The 272-nt window shown below is 62.1% G+C and carries 1 protein-coding gene; it reads left to right on the top strand.

What is annotated here, in order from left to right:
* Nucleotides 1-47 precede the first annotated feature (47 nt).
* On the top strand, nucleotides 48-272 hold a 225-nt coding region (locus tag SB822_RS57235; RefSeq protein WP_410859122.1), incomplete at its 3' end, for a hypothetical protein.

Here is a 272-nt window from a genome sequence, read left to right as displayed (position 1 = left end):
CCCGAGAAACTGAGCGACTGGGAAATCGTTCACGTTTGAGGGACCGCATGACGCGCGTCCGCTTGGTGGAGCCAGAAACGACGATGGCGCTCGAGAGCGCCATCGTCTTGCTTACCGCTTACTTTTGGGCGTGCGTAGGTGCGTGCACCCGTGCTTTGGCGCGCGCGTATTCCGCACACCCGTCAGCACATCGCCCAACACATCACGCGATCGAGTCGACGATCTGGTTCAGCGTCGCGCTCGGGCGCATGGCCTTGCTCGTCAGTTCGACG

Origin of the sequence: Paraburkholderia sp. SIMBA_054 (assembly GCF_046534875.1) — a bacterium.
Taxonomy (GTDB): Bacteria; Pseudomonadota; Gammaproteobacteria; order Burkholderiales; family Burkholderiaceae; genus Paraburkholderia; species Paraburkholderia hospita.
Note: the sequence above shows the minus strand (reverse complement) of the source record. Positions and strands in the feature narration are given on the sequence as shown.